Genomic DNA, 17,055 nt, shown 5'->3' on the forward strand with positions numbered 1-17,055 from the left:
CGGCCATGAGCACCGCACCCTGGGCGCCCGGGGCCGCGACCGGTATCGGGTCGCTGCCTGGGCACGAGTCGGTTGAGGCCGCGGCCGTCGTCTTCGGCGAGCTGCCGGAGTTCCCGCACCTGCCGGAGCTGCCCGCGCGGGGCCTCGGCGCCGACGTGCTGGGGCGGACCGCGGGGCTGCTGGTCGACATCGCCGTGGAGCTGGTGCCCTCGGGGTACCGGATCGTGCCCCGGCCCGGCGGCGACCACCGGCGCGCGGTGGACCTGCTGCGCCGCGACCTCGACGCGATCGAGGAGGTCGTGGGGCGCACGGGGGCCGAGCCGCCGGTGGTCAAGGTCCAGGTGACCGGGCCGTGGACGCTGTCGTCGGGGATCGAGCTGCCCCGCGGGCACAAGGTGCTCACCGACAAGGGCGCGCTGCGGGACATGACCGCCTCGCTCGTGGAGGGCATCGCGCTGCACGTCGCCGAGGTGCGGCGGCGGATCGGGGCGCCGGTGGTGGTCCAGCTCGACGAGCCGGGGCTGCCCACCGTCCTCGCCGGGGCCGTGCCGACGCCCTCGGGTTTCGGCACCGTGTCCGCCGTCGCCGAGCCGGAGGCCCGCGACGTGCTGTCCACGGTGATCGATGCCGCCCGCGCGGCCAGCGGGCAGCCGGTGCTCGTGCACTGCTGCGCCGACCGCCCCCCGGTGGCGTTCCTGCGCTCCGCGGGCGCCGACGCCATCGCCTTCGACGCCGACATCCCCTTCAACGCCTCGCTGTACGACGAGATCGGCGAGGCGTGGGAGTCCGGCGCGGTGCTGTTCCTCGGCGTCCTGCCCGGCACCGACCCCGCCCGCCTGCCGACCCTGCGCGAGGCCGCCGCCCCCGCGCTCACGCTGACCGACCACCTCGGCTTCCCGCGGGCGACGCTCGCCGAGCGCGCGGTGCCCACCCCGTCCTGTGGCCTGGCGGGGGCCAGCACGGGCTGGGCGCGCCGGGCCATGACCCTGGTCCGCGAGGTCGGCAAGGCGTTCGTGGAGCCACCCGAGTCCTGGTAGCCCTGCCACATCGGGCCGGGGTACCAACGGCACAGGAGTGCGCTCGCGTGAACCTCTTTGGCGACCCCGTCGCGGCCAAGGCGCTGAAGGGGCTCGACGCCCTGGGCAAGGTGGTCACGGACTCGCCGCCGCCCGCCGCGACGCCGGAGCTGGTGAAGATCCAGGTGTGGGGCGCGGGCTAAGCGAGGGTGACCCCCGGCGGGAGGGCGGCGGTGGCGACGAGGTGGTCCAGGTGGGCGTGCAGGACCGAGCGGAACGCGCGGGCGGCCGTCGTCGGCGGGGCGTCGCTGCGGTGGGCGAGGGCGACGGTGCGCCGCAGGGCGGGGGAGACCAGCGGGGCGGAGTGCAGGCGGGGCCGGTCGGCCAGCACCAGGCTGGGCACGACGGCCACGCCGAGGCCCGCCTCCACGAACCGCAGCACCGCGTCCATCTCCCCGCCCTCCACCGCCAGCCGGGGCTCGAACCCGGCCGCCCGGCACGCCTGCAGGGTGGTCTCGCGCAGGTCGTAGCCCTGCCGGTACATCACCACGGGGTGCTCGCGCAGGTCGGCGAGGCGGACCCGGGCGGGCAGCGGCGTCGCGGCGGCGACCACCAGGTCCTCGTGCAGCACCGGGGTCGCGCGCAGCGTCGGGTCCACGCCCTGCGGCGGCACGATGACCAGGGCCAGGTCGAGGTCACCGGCGACCAGCGCGGCGGTCAGGTCCCGCGACCCGCTCTCCTCCACCAGCAGCCGCACGCCGGGGTGCGCGTCGTGGAAGCGGCGCAGCACGTCGGCCAGCACGCCGACGCACACGCTCGGGGTGGCGCCGAGGCGGATGCGCCCGCGCCGCAGCCCGGCCAGCTCGGCCACCTCCAGCCGCGCGGAGTCCACGTCGGAGGAGATGCGCTTGGCGATCGGCAGCAGCGCCTCGCCCGCCGGGGTCAGGGTGACCCCGGACCGGCCGCGGGTGAACAGCGGCGAGCCCAGCTCCGACTCCAGCGCCTGGATCTGCTTGCTCAGTGAGGGCTGCGCCACGTGCGACCGCCGCGCCGCCCGGGTGAAGTTGCGGGTCTCGGCCACGGCCAGGAAGTACGCGAGCTGTTGCAGCGTCATAGTCCCACGCTATCGACTCGAACCGATTCATGTATTGGACGACTCGTCACCGATCGGCTTAGCGTGGTGGTATGCCCGTCACCGCGGCGCCGGAAACCCCGGTGCGCCAACGGATTCCGCTTGTCCGGCTGTGGTCCACCACGGTCGGCAAGAAAGCTGTGATGGCTGTCACCGGGATCGTGTTGCTGCTCTACGTCGTCGCCCACATGCTGTCCAACCTCAAGGCGTTCGTCGGCCCCGAGTCCCTTGACGGCTACGGCCGGTTCCTGCGGGAGTTCCTGGACCCGGTCCTCGGCCACGGCGGCTTCCTCTGGGTGGCGCGGACCGTCCTGCTGGCCGCCGTCGTGCTGCACATGACCGCCGCGGTCCAGCTCGCCCGCCGGGCCCGCCGCGCCCGCCCGGTCGGCTACGCCCACCGCCCGCGCGTGCAGGGCGGGTACGCCGCCCGCACGCTGCGCTGGGGCGGGGTGATCATCGCGCTGTTCGTCGTCTACCACATCCTCGACCTGACCGTCGGCGTGCTGAACCCGCACGGCGTCCCCGGCGAGATCCACGCCAGCGTCGTGGCCGGGTTCGGCCGCTGGTACGTCGTGGCCGCCTACACCCTCGCCGTCGTGGCGCTCGGCTTCCACATCCGCCACGGCATGTGGAGCGCGCTGCGCAGCCTCGGCGCGCGCCGCACGGCCCTGGCCCACACCGCCGCGCTGGGCGTCGCCGCGGCCGTCACCGTCGGGTTCCTGTCGGTGCCCTACGCCGTCCTCCTGGGAGTGATCCACTGATGTACACCGAGGGCACGCCGCTGCGGGACACCCGCGCCCCGGACGGCCCGCTGGAGACCCGCTGGGAGCGCAGGCGCCTGAGCGCCCGCCTGGTCAGTCCCGCCAACCGCCGCCGCATGACCGTCGCCGTGGTCGGCACCGGGCTGGCGGGCGCCTCCGCCGCGGCGACGCTGGCGGAGCTGGGCTACCGCGTCCTGTCCTTCTGCTACCAGGACAGCCCGCGGCGCGCGCACAGCGTCGCCGCCCAAGGCGGGATCAACGCGGCGAAGAACTACGCGGGCGACGGTGACAGCGTCCAGCGCCTGTTCCACGACACCATCAAGGGTGGCGACTTCCGCGCGCGGGAGTCCAATGTGTACCGGCTCGCCGAGGTCAGCGGCGCCATCATCGACCACTGCGTGGCCCAAGGCGTCCCATTCGCCCGCGAGTACGGCGGGCTCCTGGACACGCGCTCCTTCGGCGGCGCCCAGGTCTCGCGCACCTTCTACGCCCGTGGCCAGACCGGCCAGCAGCTTCTTTTGGGCGCCTATCAAGCGCTTGCGCGGCAGATCCACGCGGGCACCGTCCACAGCCACCCGCGCACGGAGATGCTGGACCTGGTCGTCTCGGACGGACGGGCGCGCGGCGTCGTCGTCCGCGACCTGGTCACCGGGGAGATCACCACCCACACCGCCGACGCGGTCGTGCTCGCCACCGGCGGCTACGGCAACGTCTTCCACCTCTCCACCAACGCCAAGGGCTGCAACACCACCGCCATCTGGCGCGCGCACCGGCGCGGCGCCTGGCTCGCCAACCCGTGCTTCACCCAGATCCACCCGACGTGCATCCCGGTCGGCGGCGAGCACCAGTCCAAGCTGACCCTGATGTCGGAGTCCCTGCGCAACGACGGCCGCGTCTGGGTGCCCGCCACCCTGGGCGACCCGCGCGCGCCGGGTGAGATCCCCGAGGCCGAGCGCGACTACTTCCTCGAACGCCGCTACCCGCGCTTCGGCAACCTCGTCCCCCGCGACATCGCCTCCCGCGCGACCAAGGCCGTCTGCGACGCGGGCGGCGGCGTCGGACCGGGCGGGCGGGGCGTGTACCTCGACTTCGCCGACGCCATCGACCGCCTTGGCCGCGACGCCGTCTCCGCGCGCTACGGGAACCTGTTCGAGATGTACCAGCGGATCACCGCCGAGGACCCCTACCAGGTCCCCATGCGCATCTACCCCGCCGTGCACTACACGATGGGCGGCCTGTGGGTGGACTACGACCTCCGCGCGACCATCCCCGGCCTGTTCGTCATCGGGGAGGCCAACTTCTCCGACCACGGCGCCAACCGCCTCGGCGCCAGCGCGCTCATGCAGGGCCTGGCCGACGGCTACTTCGTCCTCCCGGCCGTCATCGGCGACTACCTGGCCGACGGTCCCTTCGGTGCGGTCGACCGCGACGCCGTGGAGGAGGCCGAGGACAACGTCCACGCGGGCATCGCCGCGCTGCTGGCCGTGGACGGCGACCGCACCCCGGAGTCCTTCCACCGCGAACTCGGCAGGCTCATGTGGGACCACTGCGGCATGGAACGCTCGGCGGAGGGCCTGCGCGACGCCCTCAAGCGCATCCCCGACCTGCGCGCCCAGTTCTGGCGGCGGGTCAAGGTGACCGGCTCCGGCGGCGCGCTCAACCAGGCCCTCGAACACGCGGGCCGCGTCGCGGACTTCCTCGAACTGGCCGAGCTGATGTGCCGCGACGCCCTGCACCGCACCGAGTCCTGCGGCGGCCACTTCCGCACCGAGAGCCAGACCCCCGACGGCGAGGCCCGCCGCGACGACGACGCCTTCGCCTACGTCGCCGCCTGGGAGCACACCGACGGCGAACCGGTCCTGCACCGCGAGCACCTGGAGTTCACCGCCGCCCGCCCCACTGAAAGGAGCTACCGGTGAAGTACACCGTCCGCGTGTGGCGGCAGTCCGGCCCGGACACCCGGGGACGGCTCGTGGAGTACACCGTCGACGGCGTCACCCCGGACATGTCGTTCCTGGAGATGCTCGACGTCCTCAACGAGCGCCTGACCCTCGACGGGGACGAACCCGTCGCCTTCGACCACGACTGCCGTGAAGGCATCTGTGGCATGTGCGGCGTGATGATCGACGGCGTGGCGCACGGACCCCAGAAGGCCACGACCACCTGTCAGCTCCACATGCGCGAGTTCGACCCCAAACACCCGATCACCGTCGAACCCTGGCGCGCCCGCCCCTTCCCGGTCATCCGGGACCTCGTCGTGGACCGCTCCGCGCTCGACCGGGTCATCGAGGCGGGCGGGCACGTCGGCGTCCACGCCGGAGCCGCCCCCGACGCCCACGCCGTCCCGGTCGCCAAACCCGACGCCGACGCCGCCTTCACCGCCGCCGCCTGCATCGGCTGCGGGGCGTGCGTCGCGGCCTGTCCCAACGGATCGGCGATGCTGTTCACCGCAGCCAAGACCGCCCACCTCGCCGCGCTCCCACCTGGACGGACCGAGCGCCACACCCGCGCCCTCGACATGCTCGAGACCCACGACGACCTCGGCTTCGGCGGCTGCACCCAGGCGGGGGAGTGCACGGCGGTGTGCCCCAAGGAAATCCCGCTCGACGTCATCGCCGCCCTCAACCGCGACGTGCTGGTCGCGGCGATGAACCCCGACTCTGTCGGTGGCCGGGCGTAGCGTGTCGGCCATCACGGCCGAGGAGGGGCAATGGCACAAGAAGTGCTGGTGGCGATCGGAACCCGCAAGGGTTTGTTCCTGGCGTCGAGCGCGGGGTGGACGGTGACCGGACCACACCACGCGATGACCGACGTGTACGCCGTCGCCATCGATACGCGCAGGGAGACGCCGCGAATCCTGGCGGCGGTGACCTCCGAGCACTGGGGGCCGAGCGTGGCCGTCAGCGACGATCTCGGCGCCACCTGGGACGAGCCCGACCACGCGCCGATCGCCTTCCCCGCCGACACCGAGACCGCGCTGAACCGGGTGTGGCAGCTCGCGCCCGGCCCCAAGGGCGAGCCCGACGTCGTCTACGCGGGCACCGAGCCCTCGGCGCTGTTCCGCTCCGACAACGGCGGCCGCGACTTCGAGCTGGTGCGCGGCCTGTGGGACCACCCGCACCGCGAGCACTGGTTCCCCGGTTTCGGCGGCCAGGCCGTGCACTCGGTGATCCCGCACCCCGCCGACCCGGCGCACGTCACCGTCGCCATGTCCACCGGCGGCGTCTACCGCACCACCGACGGCGGCGCGACCTTCGCCCCCAGCAACGCGGGCATCAAGGCGTACTTCCTGCCCGACCCGTTCCCCGAGTACGGCCAGTGCGTGCACAAGATCGCCCAGCACCCGGCCCGCCCCGAGCGCTTCTACGCCCAGAACCACCACGGCGTCTACCGCAGCGACGACGGCGGCGACACCTGGAAGTCCATCGCCGACGGCCTGCCCTCGGACTTCGGCTTCCCGATCGTGGTCCACCCGCACGACCCGGACACCGTCTTCACCTTCCCGCTGGTCGCCGACGGCCACCGGTTCCCGCCCGAGGGCCGCTGCCGCGTCTACCGCAGCACCGACGCGGGCGAGACCTGGACGGCCCTGGACGACGGCCTCCCACGCGAGCCCTACTGGACCACGGTCCTGCGCGACGCCATGTGCGTGGACGACGCCGACCCCGCCGGGGTCTACTTCGGCTCCCGCTCCGGCGACGTCTACGGCAGCCGCGACGGCGGCGACACCTGGCTGCGCATCGCGAGCAGCCTGCCCGACGTGCTGTGCATCAGGGCTGCGGTGGTCTAGATGACAGTCACCGTGCGCCTGCCCGGCGCGCTGCGCCCCCGCGCGGGCGGCAGCGCGGCCGTCGAGGTGGACGCCCCGCCCACGGCCACCCTCGCCGACATCCTCACCACCCTCGCCCAGTCCCACCCGGGCCTGGAACGCCGCCTCCGCGACGAACAGGGCGCCTTACGCCGCTACGTCAACTTCTTCATCGACGGCGAGGAGTGCCGCCACCTGCACGGCAAGGACACCCCCGTGCCACCGGGCACCGAAATCCAGGTGATCCCGTCCGTGGCGGGCGGCTGATTGGGCAGGATGGGCGGGTGACTCCCACCGACCGCGCCCAGGCGTTCTGGGCGGCCTGGCACCGCCACCTGCCCACCGTCGCCGCCGCGCTGGGCGAGGGGGAGCCGCAGCGGGTCGAGACCCTGCTCTGCGACCTCGTGGGGGAGCTGCACCCGGACCTGCACTTCGCGCTGGAACGCGGTGGGCGGGCGATCTACGCGCTGGTCGTCTCCAGCCAGGAGGACCCGGAGCTGCGCGCGCTGACCGACGCCTGGAAAGCCGCCGCGCCCCCGGACGACGCCATCTGGGAGTTCCACGACTCGGTGCCCCCGGTCCCGGACCCGACCCTGGTCACGGTCAACCTCGGCGCCCACCGCGTCGCCCTGGCCGACGTCCGCGTGCACGCCCAGGTCGACGGCGGGGTGGTCGACGTCGCCGTGCACCACCCGCTGCTGTCGGAGCTGGACCCGGCGGCCCGTCAGGCCATGACGTTCCTGCCCCTGGACGCCACGCTCGGTGAGCGCCTGGCGGGTGAGCGGCTGGGGCGGGTGGAGGCCGCCGACCAGGAACCGGCGGACAGCATCGGGCTCCTCGAACTGCGCGACCTCGTGCGCGGACTCGCCACGGACGGATAACGGTTTCGTCGGTGCCCCTGGCTACTCTGACCCGGTGACCAGTGAGAACACGGAGTCGACCGACATCCCGGCCGACGCGCGCGACCGCCATGCCGTGCTGTCCGAGGAGTTGCGGGACCACCAGTTCCGGTACTACGTCCGCGACGCGCCCACCATCTCCGACGGCGAGTTCGACGCCCTGTTGCGCGAGCTGCAGGAGCTGGAGGAGCGGCACCCGATCCTGGTCACCCCGGACTCGCCCACGCAGCGTGTCGGCGGCACCTTCTCCACCGAGTTCGTCGCGCACGACCACCTGGAGCGGATGCTCAGCCTCGACAACGCCTTCGACCTCGACGGGCTGGGTGCCTGGGTCGACCGCGTGCGCAAGGAGGCCGCCGACGCGGAGTACCTGTGCGAGCTGAAGATCGATGGGCTCGCCATCAACCTGCTCTACGAGGACGGCCGCCTCACCCGCGCCCTGACCAGGGGTGACGGCCGCACCGGCGAGGACGTGACCCTCAACGTTCGCACGATGAAAGGCGTCCCGGAGCGGCTGGCCGCCACCGAGGAGTTCCCGGTGCCGCGCCTGGTGGAGGTGCGCGGCGAGGTGTTCTTCGCCGTCGAGGACTTCCTGGCGCTCAACGCCCGGCTGGTCGAGTCCGGCAAGCCGCCCTTCGCCAACCCGCGCAACACCGCCGCCGGGTCGCTGCGGCAGAAGGACCCCCGGGTCACCGCCTCGCGCAACCTGCGCCTGATCTGCCACGGCCTCGGCAAGCGCGACGGGTTCGAGCCCACCTCGCAGTCCGAGGCATACCGGGCCTTGGCGGCCTGGGGCCTGCCGGTCTCTGAGCACACGGTCGTCCTGGACGACCCGGAGAAGCTCGCCGAGCACGTCAAGCACTGGGGCGAGCACCGCCACGACAACGCCTACGAGATCGACGGCGTCGTGATCAAGGTCGACCAGGTCTCCCTCCAGCGCCGCCTGGGCACCACCTCCCGCGCCCCGCGCTGGGCGGTCGCCTACAAGTACCCGCCCGAGGAGGCCACGACCACGCTGCTCAACATCGAGGTCAACGTCGGCCGCACCGGCCGGGTGACCCCGTTCGCGGTGATGGAGCCGGTGAAGATCGCCGGGTCGACGGTGTCGATGGCGACCCTGCACAACGCCTCGGAGGTCAGGCGCAAGGGCGTGCAGCTCCTCGACCGGGTCGTCATGCGCAAGGCCGGTGACGTCATTCCCGAGGTGTTGGGCCCGGTCATGGAGGCGCGGCCCGAGAACGCCCGTGAGTTCGTGATGTCCAACGTCTGCCCCAAATGTGCGATGACGCTGCGGTACGAGAAGGAGGGCGACGCCGACATCCGGTGCCCCAACGCCCAGTCGTGCCCGGCGCAGCTGCGGGAGCGGCTGTTCCACCTGTCCAGCCGGGCGGCGTTCGACATCGAGGGGCTGGGCTTCGAGGCGGCGGCGGCGCTGCTGTCCTCGGGCGTGGTGGTCGACGAGGGCGACGTGTTCGACCTCGACGAGGACAGCCTCATCCGGGTCGACCTGTTCAGGACGAAGGCGGGCAACCTCTCCGCCAACGGCCACAAGCTGCTGGACAACCTGGACGTGGCCAAGGACCGCCCGCTGTGGAAGGTCCTGGTGGCGCTCTCGATCCGCCACGTCGGCCCGACCGCCGCCCAGGCCCTGGCCCGCGAGTTCGGCTCGATCGACGCCATCAGGGACGCCGACGAGGAGCAGCTGGCCGCCAGCGAGGGCGTAGGCCCGACCATCGCCACGGCCGTGAAGGACTGGTTCGCCATCGACTGGCACGTGGCCGTCGTGGAGAAATGGCGCGCGGCAGGCGTCCGCATGGCCGAAGAACGCGACGACTCGATCCCCAGGACCCTGGAGGGCATGTCCATCGTCGTGACCGGCAGCATGAGCACCTACTCCCGGGACGAGGCCAAGGAAGCCATCATGGTCCGAGGCGGCAAAGCCTCCGGCGCGGTCTCAAAGAAGACGGCATTCGTCGTGGTGGGAGACGCGCCAGGATCAAAGTACGACAAGGCGGTACAGCTCAAGGTCCCGGTCCTGGACGAAGACGGCTTCACCATCCTGCTGACCAAGGGCCCCGACGCGGCCCGGGAGATCGCCACAATCGGCGACGACGCGACCGAGCCCACCCCGGAGGCCGAGGAAGCGGTTTAGAAGCCCCTGACCTGCCGAAGGAAGCGACCAAAGGCGGCGGCGCCAAACCAAAGCGCCCCCGCCACAGGCCGCTTCGAGTCACGCACCCCAGCGCTGTCCCCACCCACGGCCAGCTCGACGCACGCGTTGTTCGGGGCGCTGAAGCTGCTCTTACGCCATGACGCTGTGTAGTTCATTCCTGGTCCTTGGCCTTGTCCAGCAGTGTTCGGATGACTAGTGCCGACTCGTCCGGAGAGCAAGCCAGCTTGCGTACATCATCGAACATACCCACGAACGAGGACACCTCCTCCTGGCTATCGATGGTCTCCCCGCCTGCCGGATGTTCGAGGTAAACGGTGTGAGGCGTGTCGGGGTCGTCCTCGAAGCAGAGGATGGTCACCGGTCCGTTGGTCGACCCGTACGCGCCCCGGTGGAACGGGACAACCTGGATCGTGATGTTCTCCTGCTGGGCCACGGCCAACAGGTGCTCCAACTGCTCCATCCACACCTCGCGGCCCCCGACGACATAGCGGAGGACGGATTCGCTGAGGATCGCGTGCAGATGCAGAGGAGCTTCGCCGGTAAGTAGTTGCTGCCGGGCACGCCGCTCATCTGCTGAGCGTTCTTCCCAACCAGGAGAGGCTTTCGGGACAAGCCAGTGGGTCGCCTCCACCAGAGCTTGGTGGTAGGCGGCCGTCTGGAGTAGGCCGGGAAGAGCGACGTAGTTGATTGTCAGCTCGGAGACCGCCTCGGATTCGTCACGCCGGAAGGCAAGGTACTTCGGCGGCAGGTCTGTTGCGTGCTCGACTGACGCGGTGCGCACTCCTGCCCGGCGCCAGAGTGCGAATGCTTCCTGCCGCTCGGTCTCGTTGACCCTGAGCGCACCGAGGATCGCGGCGAACAGGTGCTTGTTGGGCAACTGGAGGCCGCCTTCCATCCGACTGATCGTCGTCCGGGACGTCTCGGCGAGGGTGGCGACTTCGTCCGCCGTCAGCGTGCGGTCCGGTCGCTTGCGCAGTGCCTCCATGTATCGACCGAGACTGCGCTTGCGACGGGTCAGCTCAGCGGGCATGCGCCACACCTTAGCGACAGACAGTGACGACCAAATATCGCCCGTTCGTGCGTTGCGCGGCGCACCGTGCGCGGCTTACCGTGTGTCAGGCCACAGTCGATTGGGGAGTGCGATGAGTGATCACATGACGGTATTCACGGGCATGGTCGTCAACAACAGCTGTCCGATGCGGTACTACCCCTGCGACAACGGCGAGGTGACTTTCGTTCTGGGACAGGGCGGCGACGACTTCGAGCTGACCATGGGCCTCGAGAGCGTGTCGCGCTTCATCCGGATCGCCGGTGAAGCTCTCGCCGCCGAAGATCAGCGGCGGGGTTAGCGCGGTCGCTTCAGTCCAGCAGGACGACCGAGACGATGCCTGCCAGGTGGGCCAGTCGGGCCACCTCGGCGGCTCGGAACATCGGGCCGCCGGGGCGGCCGACGAGGAGTACCCGTTCGGGTTTGCCCACCGGGGTCGCGGTCAGCTCGGTGCCTAGCTCCCGCCAAGTTTCGGGGACCCAGTTCTCCTCGCCGTCGAGCACTGTCGCGCGGGCGAGGGGCATCCACGGCAGGTCGAGTTCCTGGAGTTCCGGGGCGGCCGTCGAGGCCGCCAGCCTGCCGGACGGGCCCAGCATCAGGGCCCACCCCGCTCGGATGATCTTCGGGACGCCCTCGGTGAACACCGTCAGGCCGTGCGCGGGGTCGGCGGCGATCTCCTCCACCAGCTCCAGCTCCCGGTGGGTGTCCAGCACCCCGGCGTACGGGCGCACGGCGTCGACCTCGACCCCCTCGACCGACTCGGCGGCGGTGATCAGCACGTCCGGCAGCCGCCCGCCCGGCAGCTCCACCACCAGGTCATCGATCGCGATCCCACCGACGCGCTCCACCACGTCCACACTGAGGATGTCGGCCCCGATGGCGCCGAGCGCGGTCGCGACCGCGCCCAGCGTGCCAGGGCTGTCCGGGAGCTGGACCCGGATCAGGAAGGACACGTCGAACGCCTCCCGCATTATCGGTTGGTCGGCGCCCGGACTCCCGGCCAGTCGCCATGCCGATCGCTGATTGTCGCAGACCACCGAATACGCGCGGGCAGGCGTCCACCCGGGACCGCATACCGGGATCGCCGGTTGACGACAACCCGTTCGAGCCCACCGGCCCTGGGGAAATAGACTCCACCGGGACCGGACAACACCGCGAGACCCCGGGGGTTCGCTTCAGTGCCCACCATTTCCCGCGACGAGGTGGCTCACCTCGCGCGACTGGCCAGGTTGGCCGTGACCGACGCCGAGCTCGACCTGTTCGCAGCCCAGCTCGACCAGATCGTGTCGGCGGTGGCCGCTGTCGGCTCCGTCGCCGACCAGGACATCCCGCCGACCTCGCACGCCGTGCCGCTGACGAACGTGTTCAGGGCCGACGAGGTCCGCCCCGGTCTGACCCAGCAGCAGGCACTGGCGGGCGCCCCCGCCGCCGAGGACGGCCGCTTCCGCGTGCCGCGAATCCTGGGGGAGGAAGCATGAGCGAGCTGATCCGGCGCACCGCCGCCGAGCTGGCCGAGCTGGTCCGCACCCGCGAGGTCTCCGCCGTCGAGGTCGCCCAGGCGCACCTCGACCGCATCAGCGCGGTCGACCCGGCCGTGCACGCCTTCCAGCACGTCGACGGCGAGCGCGCCCTCGACGCGGCGCGAGCGGTCGACGAGCGCGTCGCCGCCGGTCAGGAGCCCGGGTCCCCGCTGGCCGGCGTGCCGGTCGTCGTCAAGGACGTGCTGACCATGCAGGGCGCGCCGACGACGTGCGGCTCCAAGATCCTGGAGGGCTGGCACCCGCCCTACGACTCCACGGTCGTGCGCAGGCTCCTCGACGCGGGCCTGGTGATCCTTGGCAAGACCAACATGGACGAGTTCGCGATGGGCTCCTCCACCGAGAACTCCGCCTACGGGCCCACCCACAACCCGTGGGACCTCGACCGCATCCCCGGCGGCTCCGGCGGCGGGTCGGCGGCCGCGCTGGCCGCCTTCGAGTCGCCGCTGGCCATCGGCACCGACACCGGCGGCTCGATCCGCCAGCCCGGCTCGGTCACCGGCACCGTCGGGGTCAAGCCGACCTACGGCACGGTCTCCCGCTACGGCCTGGTCGCCTTCTCCTCCTCGCTGGACCAGGCGGGGCCGTGCGCGCGCACCGTGCTCGACGCGGCGCTGCTGCACGAGGTCATCGCCGGGCACGACCCGATGGACTCCACCTCGATCGACGCGCCGGTCCCGCCGGTGGTCGCCGCGGCCCGCGAGGGCGCGACCGGCGACCTGTCCGGCGTGCGGGTCGGGATCGTGACCGAGCTGTCGGGGGAGGGGTACCAGCCGGGCGTGCTGGCCTCCTTCAACGCCGCCGTCGAGCAGCTGCGCGCCTTGGGCGCGGAGGTGGTCGAGGTGTCGTGCCCGAGCTTCGACCTGGCGCTCCCGGCGTACTACCTGATCGCGCCGAGTGAAGCGTCGTCCAACCTCGCCCGCTTCGACGCGATGCGCTACGGCCTGCGCACCGGCGACGACCGCGCCCGCAGCGCCGAGGAGGTCATGTCGCTGACCCGGGAGGCCGGGTTCGGCGCGGAGGTCAAGCGGCGCATCATGCTCGGCACGTACGCGCTGTCGGCGGGCTACTACGACGCCTACTACGGCTCGGCGCAGAAGGTCCGCACGCTCATCACCCGCGACTTCGCCGCCGCGTTCGAGCAGGTCGACGTGCTGGTGTCGCCGACGACGCCGACCACGGCGTTCCGCATCGGCGAGCGGGTCGACGACCCGATGGCGATGTACCGGGCCGACCTGTGCACCATCCCGGCCAACATGGCGGGCAACGCCGCGATCAGCGTCCCGTCCGGACTGTCCGAGGACGACGGCCTGCCGGTCGGCCTGCAGATCATGTCCCCGGCGCTGCACGACCACCGCGGCTACCGGGTGGCCGCGGCCTACGAGGTCGCCCGCGACGCCGCGCAGGGCGGCGCGCTCATCCACCGCGTTCCCGAACTGGAGGTCGCACACTGATGGCAGATCAGCGGAAGATCAAGGGCGCGTTCCGCCTCGCGGGCGCGATGGCCTCGACGACGAGCGCGGTCGCCACGATCAAGACGGCCCGGCTGGACAAGGACCACCTCTCGCTGGTCAACGCCCTGGCCAGCATCCTGGTCGCGGTCACCGGCGTGATGCTCGCCGTACGGGCCCTGCGGAGCGGCAAGTGACCACAGTGGACACTGTCGAGCTGATGGACTACGACGACGTCATCGCGCGTTTCGACCCGGTGCTGGGTCTTGAGGTGCACGTCGAGCTGTCCACGAACACGAAGATGTTCTGCGGCTGCCCGACCGGGTTCGGCGCCGAGCCCAACACCCAGGTCTGCCCGGTCTGCCTCGGCCTGCCCGGCGCGCTGCCCGCGCTGAACGGGGCCGCGGTGGCCTCGGCGATCCGCATCGGCCTCGCGCTGCACTGCGAGATCGCCGAGTGGTGCCGCTTCGCCAGGAAGAACTACTTCTACCCGGACATGCCGAAGAACTTCCAGACCTCGCAGTACGACGAGCCGATCGCCTTCGGCGGTCACCTCGACGTCACGCTCTCCGACGGCGAGGTCGTGCGGGTGGGCATCGAGCGCGCCCACATGGAGGAGGACACCGGCAAGTCCCTGCACGTGGGCGGGGCGACCGGGCGCATCCACGGCGCGGACTACTCGCTGCTGGACTACAACCGGGCGGGCGTGCCGCTGATCGAGATCGTCACCAAGCCGATCACCGGAACGGGTGCGCGCGCGCCCGAGGTGGCCCGCGCGTACGTGACCGCGCTGCGGGAGATCCTGAAGGGGCTGGACGTCTCCGACGTGCGCATGGACCAGGGGTCCCTGCGCTGCGACGCCAACGTCTCGCTGATGGCCAAGGACGCCACCGAGTTCGGCACCCGCACGGAGACGAAGAACGTCAACTCCCTGCGGAGCGTGGAGCGCGCGGTCCGCCACGAGATGACCCGCCAGGCGGCGATCCTGGCCGACGGCGGGACGATCCTGCAGGAGACCCGGCACTTCGAGGAGGGGTCCGGCTCGACGCGGGCGGGGCGGCGCAAGGAGACCTCGGAGGACTACCGGTACTTCCCGGAGCCCGACCTGGTGCCGATCGCGCCGTCGCGGGAGTGGGTCGAGGAGCTGCGGGGCACCCTGCCGGAGATGCCGTGGGAGCGCCGCAAGCGCGCCCAGGCCGACTGGGGCCTGTCCGACGCCGAACTGCGCGACCTGGTGAACGTCGGTGCGATCGACCTGATCGCCGCCACCGTGGACGTCGGCGCGCCCCCGGCCGAGGCCCGGTCGTGGTGGGTGTCGTACCTGGCGCAGCAGGCGAACAACCGCGGGGTCGAGCTGGCGGAGCTGCCGATCACCCCGACCCAGGTGGCCGCGGTGATCGCCCTGGTCGCCAACGGCACCCTGACGAAGGGCCTGGCCCGCGAGGTCATCGACGGCGTGCTGGCGGGCGAGGGCGACCCCGCTGAGGTCATCGAGCAGCGCGGCCTGAAGGTCGTCTCGGACGACTCGGCCCTCTACGCCGCCGTGGACGAGGCACTGGCCGCCCAGCCCGACGTCGCGGCGAAGATCCGCGACGGCAAGCTCGCCGCGGCGGGCGCGATCGTCGGCGCGGTCATGAAGGCGACCAAGGGCCAGGCCGACGCCAAGCGCGTCCGCGAACTGGTCCTCGAGCGCTGCGGCTGAGGTCGCGCGCTGGCGGGTCCGGCGGTTGCCGGGCCCGCCATGCTCGTCGTCAAGGTTCCTCCCACGACCACTCGGTTGGGTGGCATTCCGTGACGGGCGGGAACTGGTCCGCCTGATCGGGTGGCGGAGTCGTCCGATCGCGGGATGCCGCGTCGGGTTCTGATTCTTCGAGGTGGGGCCGGGTATTCGGGCCGCTCGACCCCACTTCGAGGAGGACCCATGGCTCCTGTGTCGTTGTCGCTGTTGGGGCGTTGAGGGTGGTCAGCGTCAGTGGTTTGTTCGGCCGGTTCGGTGGTTTGGTCCGTGTCGTCGCTGGGCGCTGGGGACGGTCAGCGTCAGCGGTTGGCTCGGCGGTCTAGTCCGCGCCGTTGCCGCCGCCCGCGTCGCTGAGGACGATCACGACCGCGCGGTCGTCGCTGGAGACGGGGGTGCCGCCGCGCTTGTTGAGGGTGCCCGCCACCGCGACGCGGTCGTTCATCAGGTCCAGGCCGGAGACGCGACCGAAGCCCTTGTCGTCCTCCAGGGTGACCTGGGGTTTTCCGGTGAAGGTGCCGTCCGGGGCCTGGGGCAGGTTCTGCAGGTGGGCGGCCTTGGACATCGCCACCCACAGCGTCTGGGTGGTCGATGCGCAGCCCGCGACGCCGGGCTTGTCGCGCCAGACCCAGGCCGGGTTGCCCAGCGGCTTGCCGAACTCGACGCGGTAGACGACGTCGGCCTTGGCGGTCTGGTCGGTGACCCAGGTGCGGGCGCCGTCCAGCGAGCTGCACACGCCGCCGGGCGCGGTCAGGCCGCCCGCCACGATCGCGGAGCCGGGGGTCGGGTTGTCCTCGGCGGCCTTGCCCGCGGAGTTCAGCCGCAGGAGTTTGCCCGCCAGGGACTTCGGGTCGGCGGGCCTGCCCGCGCCGCCGGTGGCCAGCAGGAGCGCGCCGCGGTGGTCCAGGGCGAGGGCGCCGCGGTTGGCGGTGGTCCCGCGGGGGATGCCGGTGAGGACGGGCTTGGGCACGTCGCCGGGGGCGATGCGGACGAGGCGGTTGTCGGTGGGGGTGGTGATGTAGGCGAAGAGGAGCTGGTCCTCGGCGTAGCTGGGGGACAGCGCCAGCCCCGTGAGCCCGCCACCGGCGCTCGCGTCGACCGGGATGGTGGCGACCACCTTGGGCTCCTCGTCCCTGCGGACCAGCAGGATGCGCCCGGTGGTGCGCTCGCCGACCAGGGCGGTGGGGTTGCTGCCGTCCCCCGGGAGGGCCGCGACCGCCGTCAGTGAGTCCATGCAGGTGCCGAGGACGGCGGGGTGGAAGTCGGTGCAGCCGTCGGGCGGGGGCACCGACTGCGGCACCTCCTGCTCACCCGCGCCGCCGTCCCCGCCCTCGGGCCCAGGCCGAGGCTCCGGCGCGGCCTGCGCCGTGAGCGGCACCTGCACCTGCCAACTGGCCGACGGCGGCTGCTCGGTGAACGTCGCACACCCGGACACAACAAGAACCGTGGCCGCCAACGCCACAAGGCTCCGGTGTCCTGACATGCGACAAGGCT

At 72.0% G+C, this 17,055-nt stretch carries 19 protein-coding genes; 14 read left to right on the forward strand and 5 right to left on the reverse strand.

Annotation, left to right across the window (positions count from 1 at the left end; translation table 11 throughout):
- Window positions 1-5: 5 nt before the first annotated feature.
- Entirely contained in the window at window positions 6-1,037 is a 1,032-nt protein-coding gene (locus ACTG9Q_RS06845) for a methionine synthase (protein ID WP_455571761.1), read from the forward strand.
- A gap of 47 nt (window positions 1,038-1,084) precedes the next feature.
- On the forward strand, window positions 1,085-1,219 hold the full coding sequence (locus ACTG9Q_RS06850) for a hypothetical protein (protein ID WP_455571762.1): 135 nt from the start codon (window positions 1,085-1,087) through the stop codon (window positions 1,217-1,219).
- On the opposite strand, the gene ACTG9Q_RS06855 is transcribed toward ACTG9Q_RS06850, so the two are convergent.
- Entirely contained in the window at window positions 1,216-2,130 is a 915-nt protein-coding gene (locus ACTG9Q_RS06855) for a LysR family transcriptional regulator (protein WP_455571763.1), read from the reverse strand. The genes ACTG9Q_RS06850 and ACTG9Q_RS06855 overlap by 4 nt on opposite strands.
- A 71-nt stretch (window positions 2,131-2,201) precedes the next feature.
- Between ACTG9Q_RS06855 and ACTG9Q_RS06860 the strand changes: the two genes are divergently transcribed.
- Genes ACTG9Q_RS06860 through ligA form a run of 7 tightly spaced genes read left to right on the forward strand, consistent with a single transcriptional unit; the run spans window position 2,202 to window position 9,768 of the window.
- The gene (locus ACTG9Q_RS06860; protein WP_455571764.1) at window positions 2,202-2,909 is read left to right on the forward strand and encodes a succinate dehydrogenase cytochrome b subunit; all 708 of its coding nucleotides are present in this window, start codon (window positions 2,202-2,204) and stop codon (window positions 2,907-2,909) included.
- Entirely contained in the window at window positions 2,909-4,828 is a 1,920-nt protein-coding gene (locus ACTG9Q_RS06865) for a fumarate reductase/succinate dehydrogenase flavoprotein subunit (RefSeq protein ID WP_455571765.1), read from the forward strand. Before ACTG9Q_RS06860 ends, ACTG9Q_RS06865 begins: the two co-directional genes overlap by 1 nt.
- A complete protein-coding gene (locus ACTG9Q_RS06870; RefSeq protein ID WP_455571766.1) occupies window positions 4,825-5,589 on the forward strand; it encodes a succinate dehydrogenase/fumarate reductase iron-sulfur subunit in 765 nt (254 codons plus the stop codon). Before ACTG9Q_RS06865 ends, ACTG9Q_RS06870 begins: the two co-directional genes overlap by 4 nt.
- A 30-nt stretch (window positions 5,590-5,619) precedes the next feature.
- Window positions 5,620-6,699 carry a WD40/YVTN/BNR-like repeat-containing protein gene (locus tag ACTG9Q_RS06875; RefSeq protein ID WP_455571767.1) on the forward strand — a complete coding sequence of 360 codons (1,080 nt, stop codon included), beginning with the start codon at window positions 5,620-5,622 and terminating at the stop codon, window positions 6,697-6,699.
- A complete protein-coding gene (locus ACTG9Q_RS06880; protein WP_455571768.1) occupies window positions 6,700-6,984 on the forward strand; it encodes a ubiquitin-like small modifier protein 1 in 285 nt (94 codons plus the stop codon).
- Between the two features lie 17 nt (window positions 6,985-7,001).
- A complete protein-coding gene (locus ACTG9Q_RS06885) occupies window positions 7,002-7,598 on the forward strand; it encodes a hypothetical protein (protein ID WP_455571769.1) in 597 nt (198 codons plus the stop codon).
- Window positions 7,599-7,632: 34 nt separating this feature from the next.
- Window positions 7,633-9,768, forward strand: coding sequence for an NAD-dependent DNA ligase LigA (ligA, locus tag ACTG9Q_RS06890; RefSeq protein WP_455571770.1), 2,136 nt, complete (start codon window positions 7,633-7,635; stop codon window positions 9,766-9,768).
- Here ligA and ACTG9Q_RS06895 read toward each other — a convergent pair.
- Together ACTG9Q_RS06895 and ACTG9Q_RS06900 are read right to left on the reverse strand one after the other, a co-directional pair.
- Entirely contained in the window at window positions 9,765-9,944 is a 180-nt protein-coding gene (locus ACTG9Q_RS06895) for a DUF397 domain-containing protein (RefSeq protein WP_455571771.1), read from the reverse strand. The two genes, ligA and ACTG9Q_RS06895, sit on opposite strands and share 4 nt — an antisense overlap.
- On the reverse strand, window positions 9,941-10,819 hold the full coding sequence (locus ACTG9Q_RS06900; RefSeq protein WP_455571772.1) for a helix-turn-helix domain-containing protein: 879 nt from the start codon (window positions 10,817-10,819) through the stop codon (window positions 9,941-9,943). Before ACTG9Q_RS06900 ends, ACTG9Q_RS06895 begins: the two co-directional genes overlap by 4 nt.
- A gap of 124 nt (window positions 10,820-10,943) precedes the next feature.
- Here ACTG9Q_RS06900 and ACTG9Q_RS06905 point away from each other — a divergent pair, with 124 nt between their 5' ends.
- Complete coding sequence (locus ACTG9Q_RS06905; protein ID WP_455571773.1) at window positions 10,944-11,138, forward strand: hypothetical protein; 195 nt, start codon at window positions 10,944-10,946, stop codon at window positions 11,136-11,138.
- Window positions 11,139-11,148: 10 nt separating this feature from the next.
- Here the strand turns inward: ACTG9Q_RS06905 and ACTG9Q_RS06910 are convergent, their stop codons facing one another.
- Window positions 11,149-11,790: an amino acid-binding protein gene (locus ACTG9Q_RS06910; RefSeq protein ID WP_455572030.1), complete on the reverse strand. Its 642-nt coding sequence runs from the start codon at window positions 11,788-11,790 to the stop codon at window positions 11,149-11,151.
- A gap of 225 nt (window positions 11,791-12,015) precedes the next feature.
- Here ACTG9Q_RS06910 and gatC point away from each other — a divergent pair, with 225 nt between their 5' ends.
- From gatC to gatB, 4 genes are read left to right on the forward strand one after another with little or no spacing between them, the layout of a single operon-like run.
- The gene (gene gatC, locus ACTG9Q_RS06915; RefSeq protein ID WP_455571774.1) at window positions 12,016-12,315 is read left to right on the forward strand and encodes an Asp-tRNA(Asn)/Glu-tRNA(Gln) amidotransferase subunit GatC; all 300 of its coding nucleotides are present in this window, start codon (window positions 12,016-12,018) and stop codon (window positions 12,313-12,315) included.
- On the forward strand, window positions 12,312-13,829 hold the full coding sequence (gene gatA / locus ACTG9Q_RS06920; RefSeq protein ID WP_455571775.1) for an Asp-tRNA(Asn)/Glu-tRNA(Gln) amidotransferase subunit GatA: 1,518 nt from the start codon (window positions 12,312-12,314) through the stop codon (window positions 13,827-13,829). The genes gatC and gatA overlap by 4 nt, the downstream gene beginning before the upstream one ends.
- A complete protein-coding gene (locus ACTG9Q_RS06925; RefSeq protein WP_455571776.1) occupies window positions 13,829-14,023 on the forward strand; it encodes a hypothetical protein in 195 nt (64 codons plus the stop codon). The genes gatA and ACTG9Q_RS06925 overlap by 1 nt, the downstream gene beginning before the upstream one ends.
- Before the next feature lie 23 nt (window positions 14,024-14,046).
- Window positions 14,047-15,528, forward strand: coding sequence for an Asp-tRNA(Asn)/Glu-tRNA(Gln) amidotransferase subunit GatB (gene gatB, locus ACTG9Q_RS06930; RefSeq protein ID WP_455572031.1), 1,482 nt, complete (start codon window positions 14,047-14,049; stop codon window positions 15,526-15,528).
- Between the two features lie 355 nt (window positions 15,529-15,883).
- Here gatB and ACTG9Q_RS06935 read toward each other — a convergent pair whose 3' ends face one another.
- Window positions 15,884-17,044 (reverse strand): PQQ-dependent sugar dehydrogenase, encoded by a 1,161-nt coding sequence (locus ACTG9Q_RS06935; protein WP_455571777.1) that lies wholly within the window; start codon window positions 17,042-17,044, stop codon window positions 15,884-15,886.
- Window positions 17,045-17,055 lie beyond the last annotated feature (11 nt).

It is taken from the genome of Actinokineospora lacus (genome assembly GCF_053813445.1).

What these genes read in the sequence shown, in the direction of transcription:
- ACTG9Q_RS06845 (WP_455571761.1), top strand. Translation starts at nt 6, where the DNA reads ATGAGCACCGCACCCTGGGCGCCCGGGGCCGCGACCGGTATCGGGTCG.
- ACTG9Q_RS06935 (WP_455571777.1), bottom strand. Translation starts at nt 17,044, where the DNA reads ATGTCAGGACACCGGAGCCTTGTGGCGTTGGCGGCCACGGTTCTTGTT.
- ACTG9Q_RS06925 (WP_455571776.1), top strand. Translation starts at nt 13,829, where the DNA reads ATGGCAGATCAGCGGAAGATCAAGGGCGCGTTCCGCCTCGCGGGCGCG.
- gatA (WP_455571775.1), top strand. Translation starts at nt 12,312, where the DNA reads ATGAGCGAGCTGATCCGGCGCACCGCCGCCGAGCTGGCCGAGCTGGTC.
- ACTG9Q_RS06875 (WP_455571767.1), top strand. Translation starts at nt 5,620, where the DNA reads ATGGCACAAGAAGTGCTGGTGGCGATCGGAACCCGCAAGGGTTTGTTC.
- ACTG9Q_RS06905 (WP_455571773.1), top strand. Translation starts at nt 10,944, where the DNA reads ATGACGGTATTCACGGGCATGGTCGTCAACAACAGCTGTCCGATGCGG.
- gatB (WP_455572031.1), top strand. Translation starts at nt 14,047, where the DNA reads ATGGACTACGACGACGTCATCGCGCGTTTCGACCCGGTGCTGGGTCTT.
- ACTG9Q_RS06860 (WP_455571764.1), top strand. Translation starts at nt 2,202, where the DNA reads ATGCCCGTCACCGCGGCGCCGGAAACCCCGGTGCGCCAACGGATTCCG.
- ACTG9Q_RS06880 (WP_455571768.1), top strand. Translation starts at nt 6,700, where the DNA reads ATGACAGTCACCGTGCGCCTGCCCGGCGCGCTGCGCCCCCGCGCGGGC.
- ACTG9Q_RS06865 (WP_455571765.1), top strand. Translation starts at nt 2,909, where the DNA reads ATGTACACCGAGGGCACGCCGCTGCGGGACACCCGCGCCCCGGACGGC.
- ACTG9Q_RS06895 (WP_455571771.1), bottom strand. Translation starts at nt 9,944, where the DNA reads ATGAACTACACAGCGTCATGGCGTAAGAGCAGCTTCAGCGCCCCGAAC.
- ACTG9Q_RS06900 (WP_455571772.1), bottom strand. Translation starts at nt 10,819, where the DNA reads ATGCCCGCTGAGCTGACCCGTCGCAAGCGCAGTCTCGGTCGATACATG.
- ACTG9Q_RS06855 (WP_455571763.1), bottom strand. Translation starts at nt 2,130, where the DNA reads ATGACGCTGCAACAGCTCGCGTACTTCCTGGCCGTGGCCGAGACCCGC.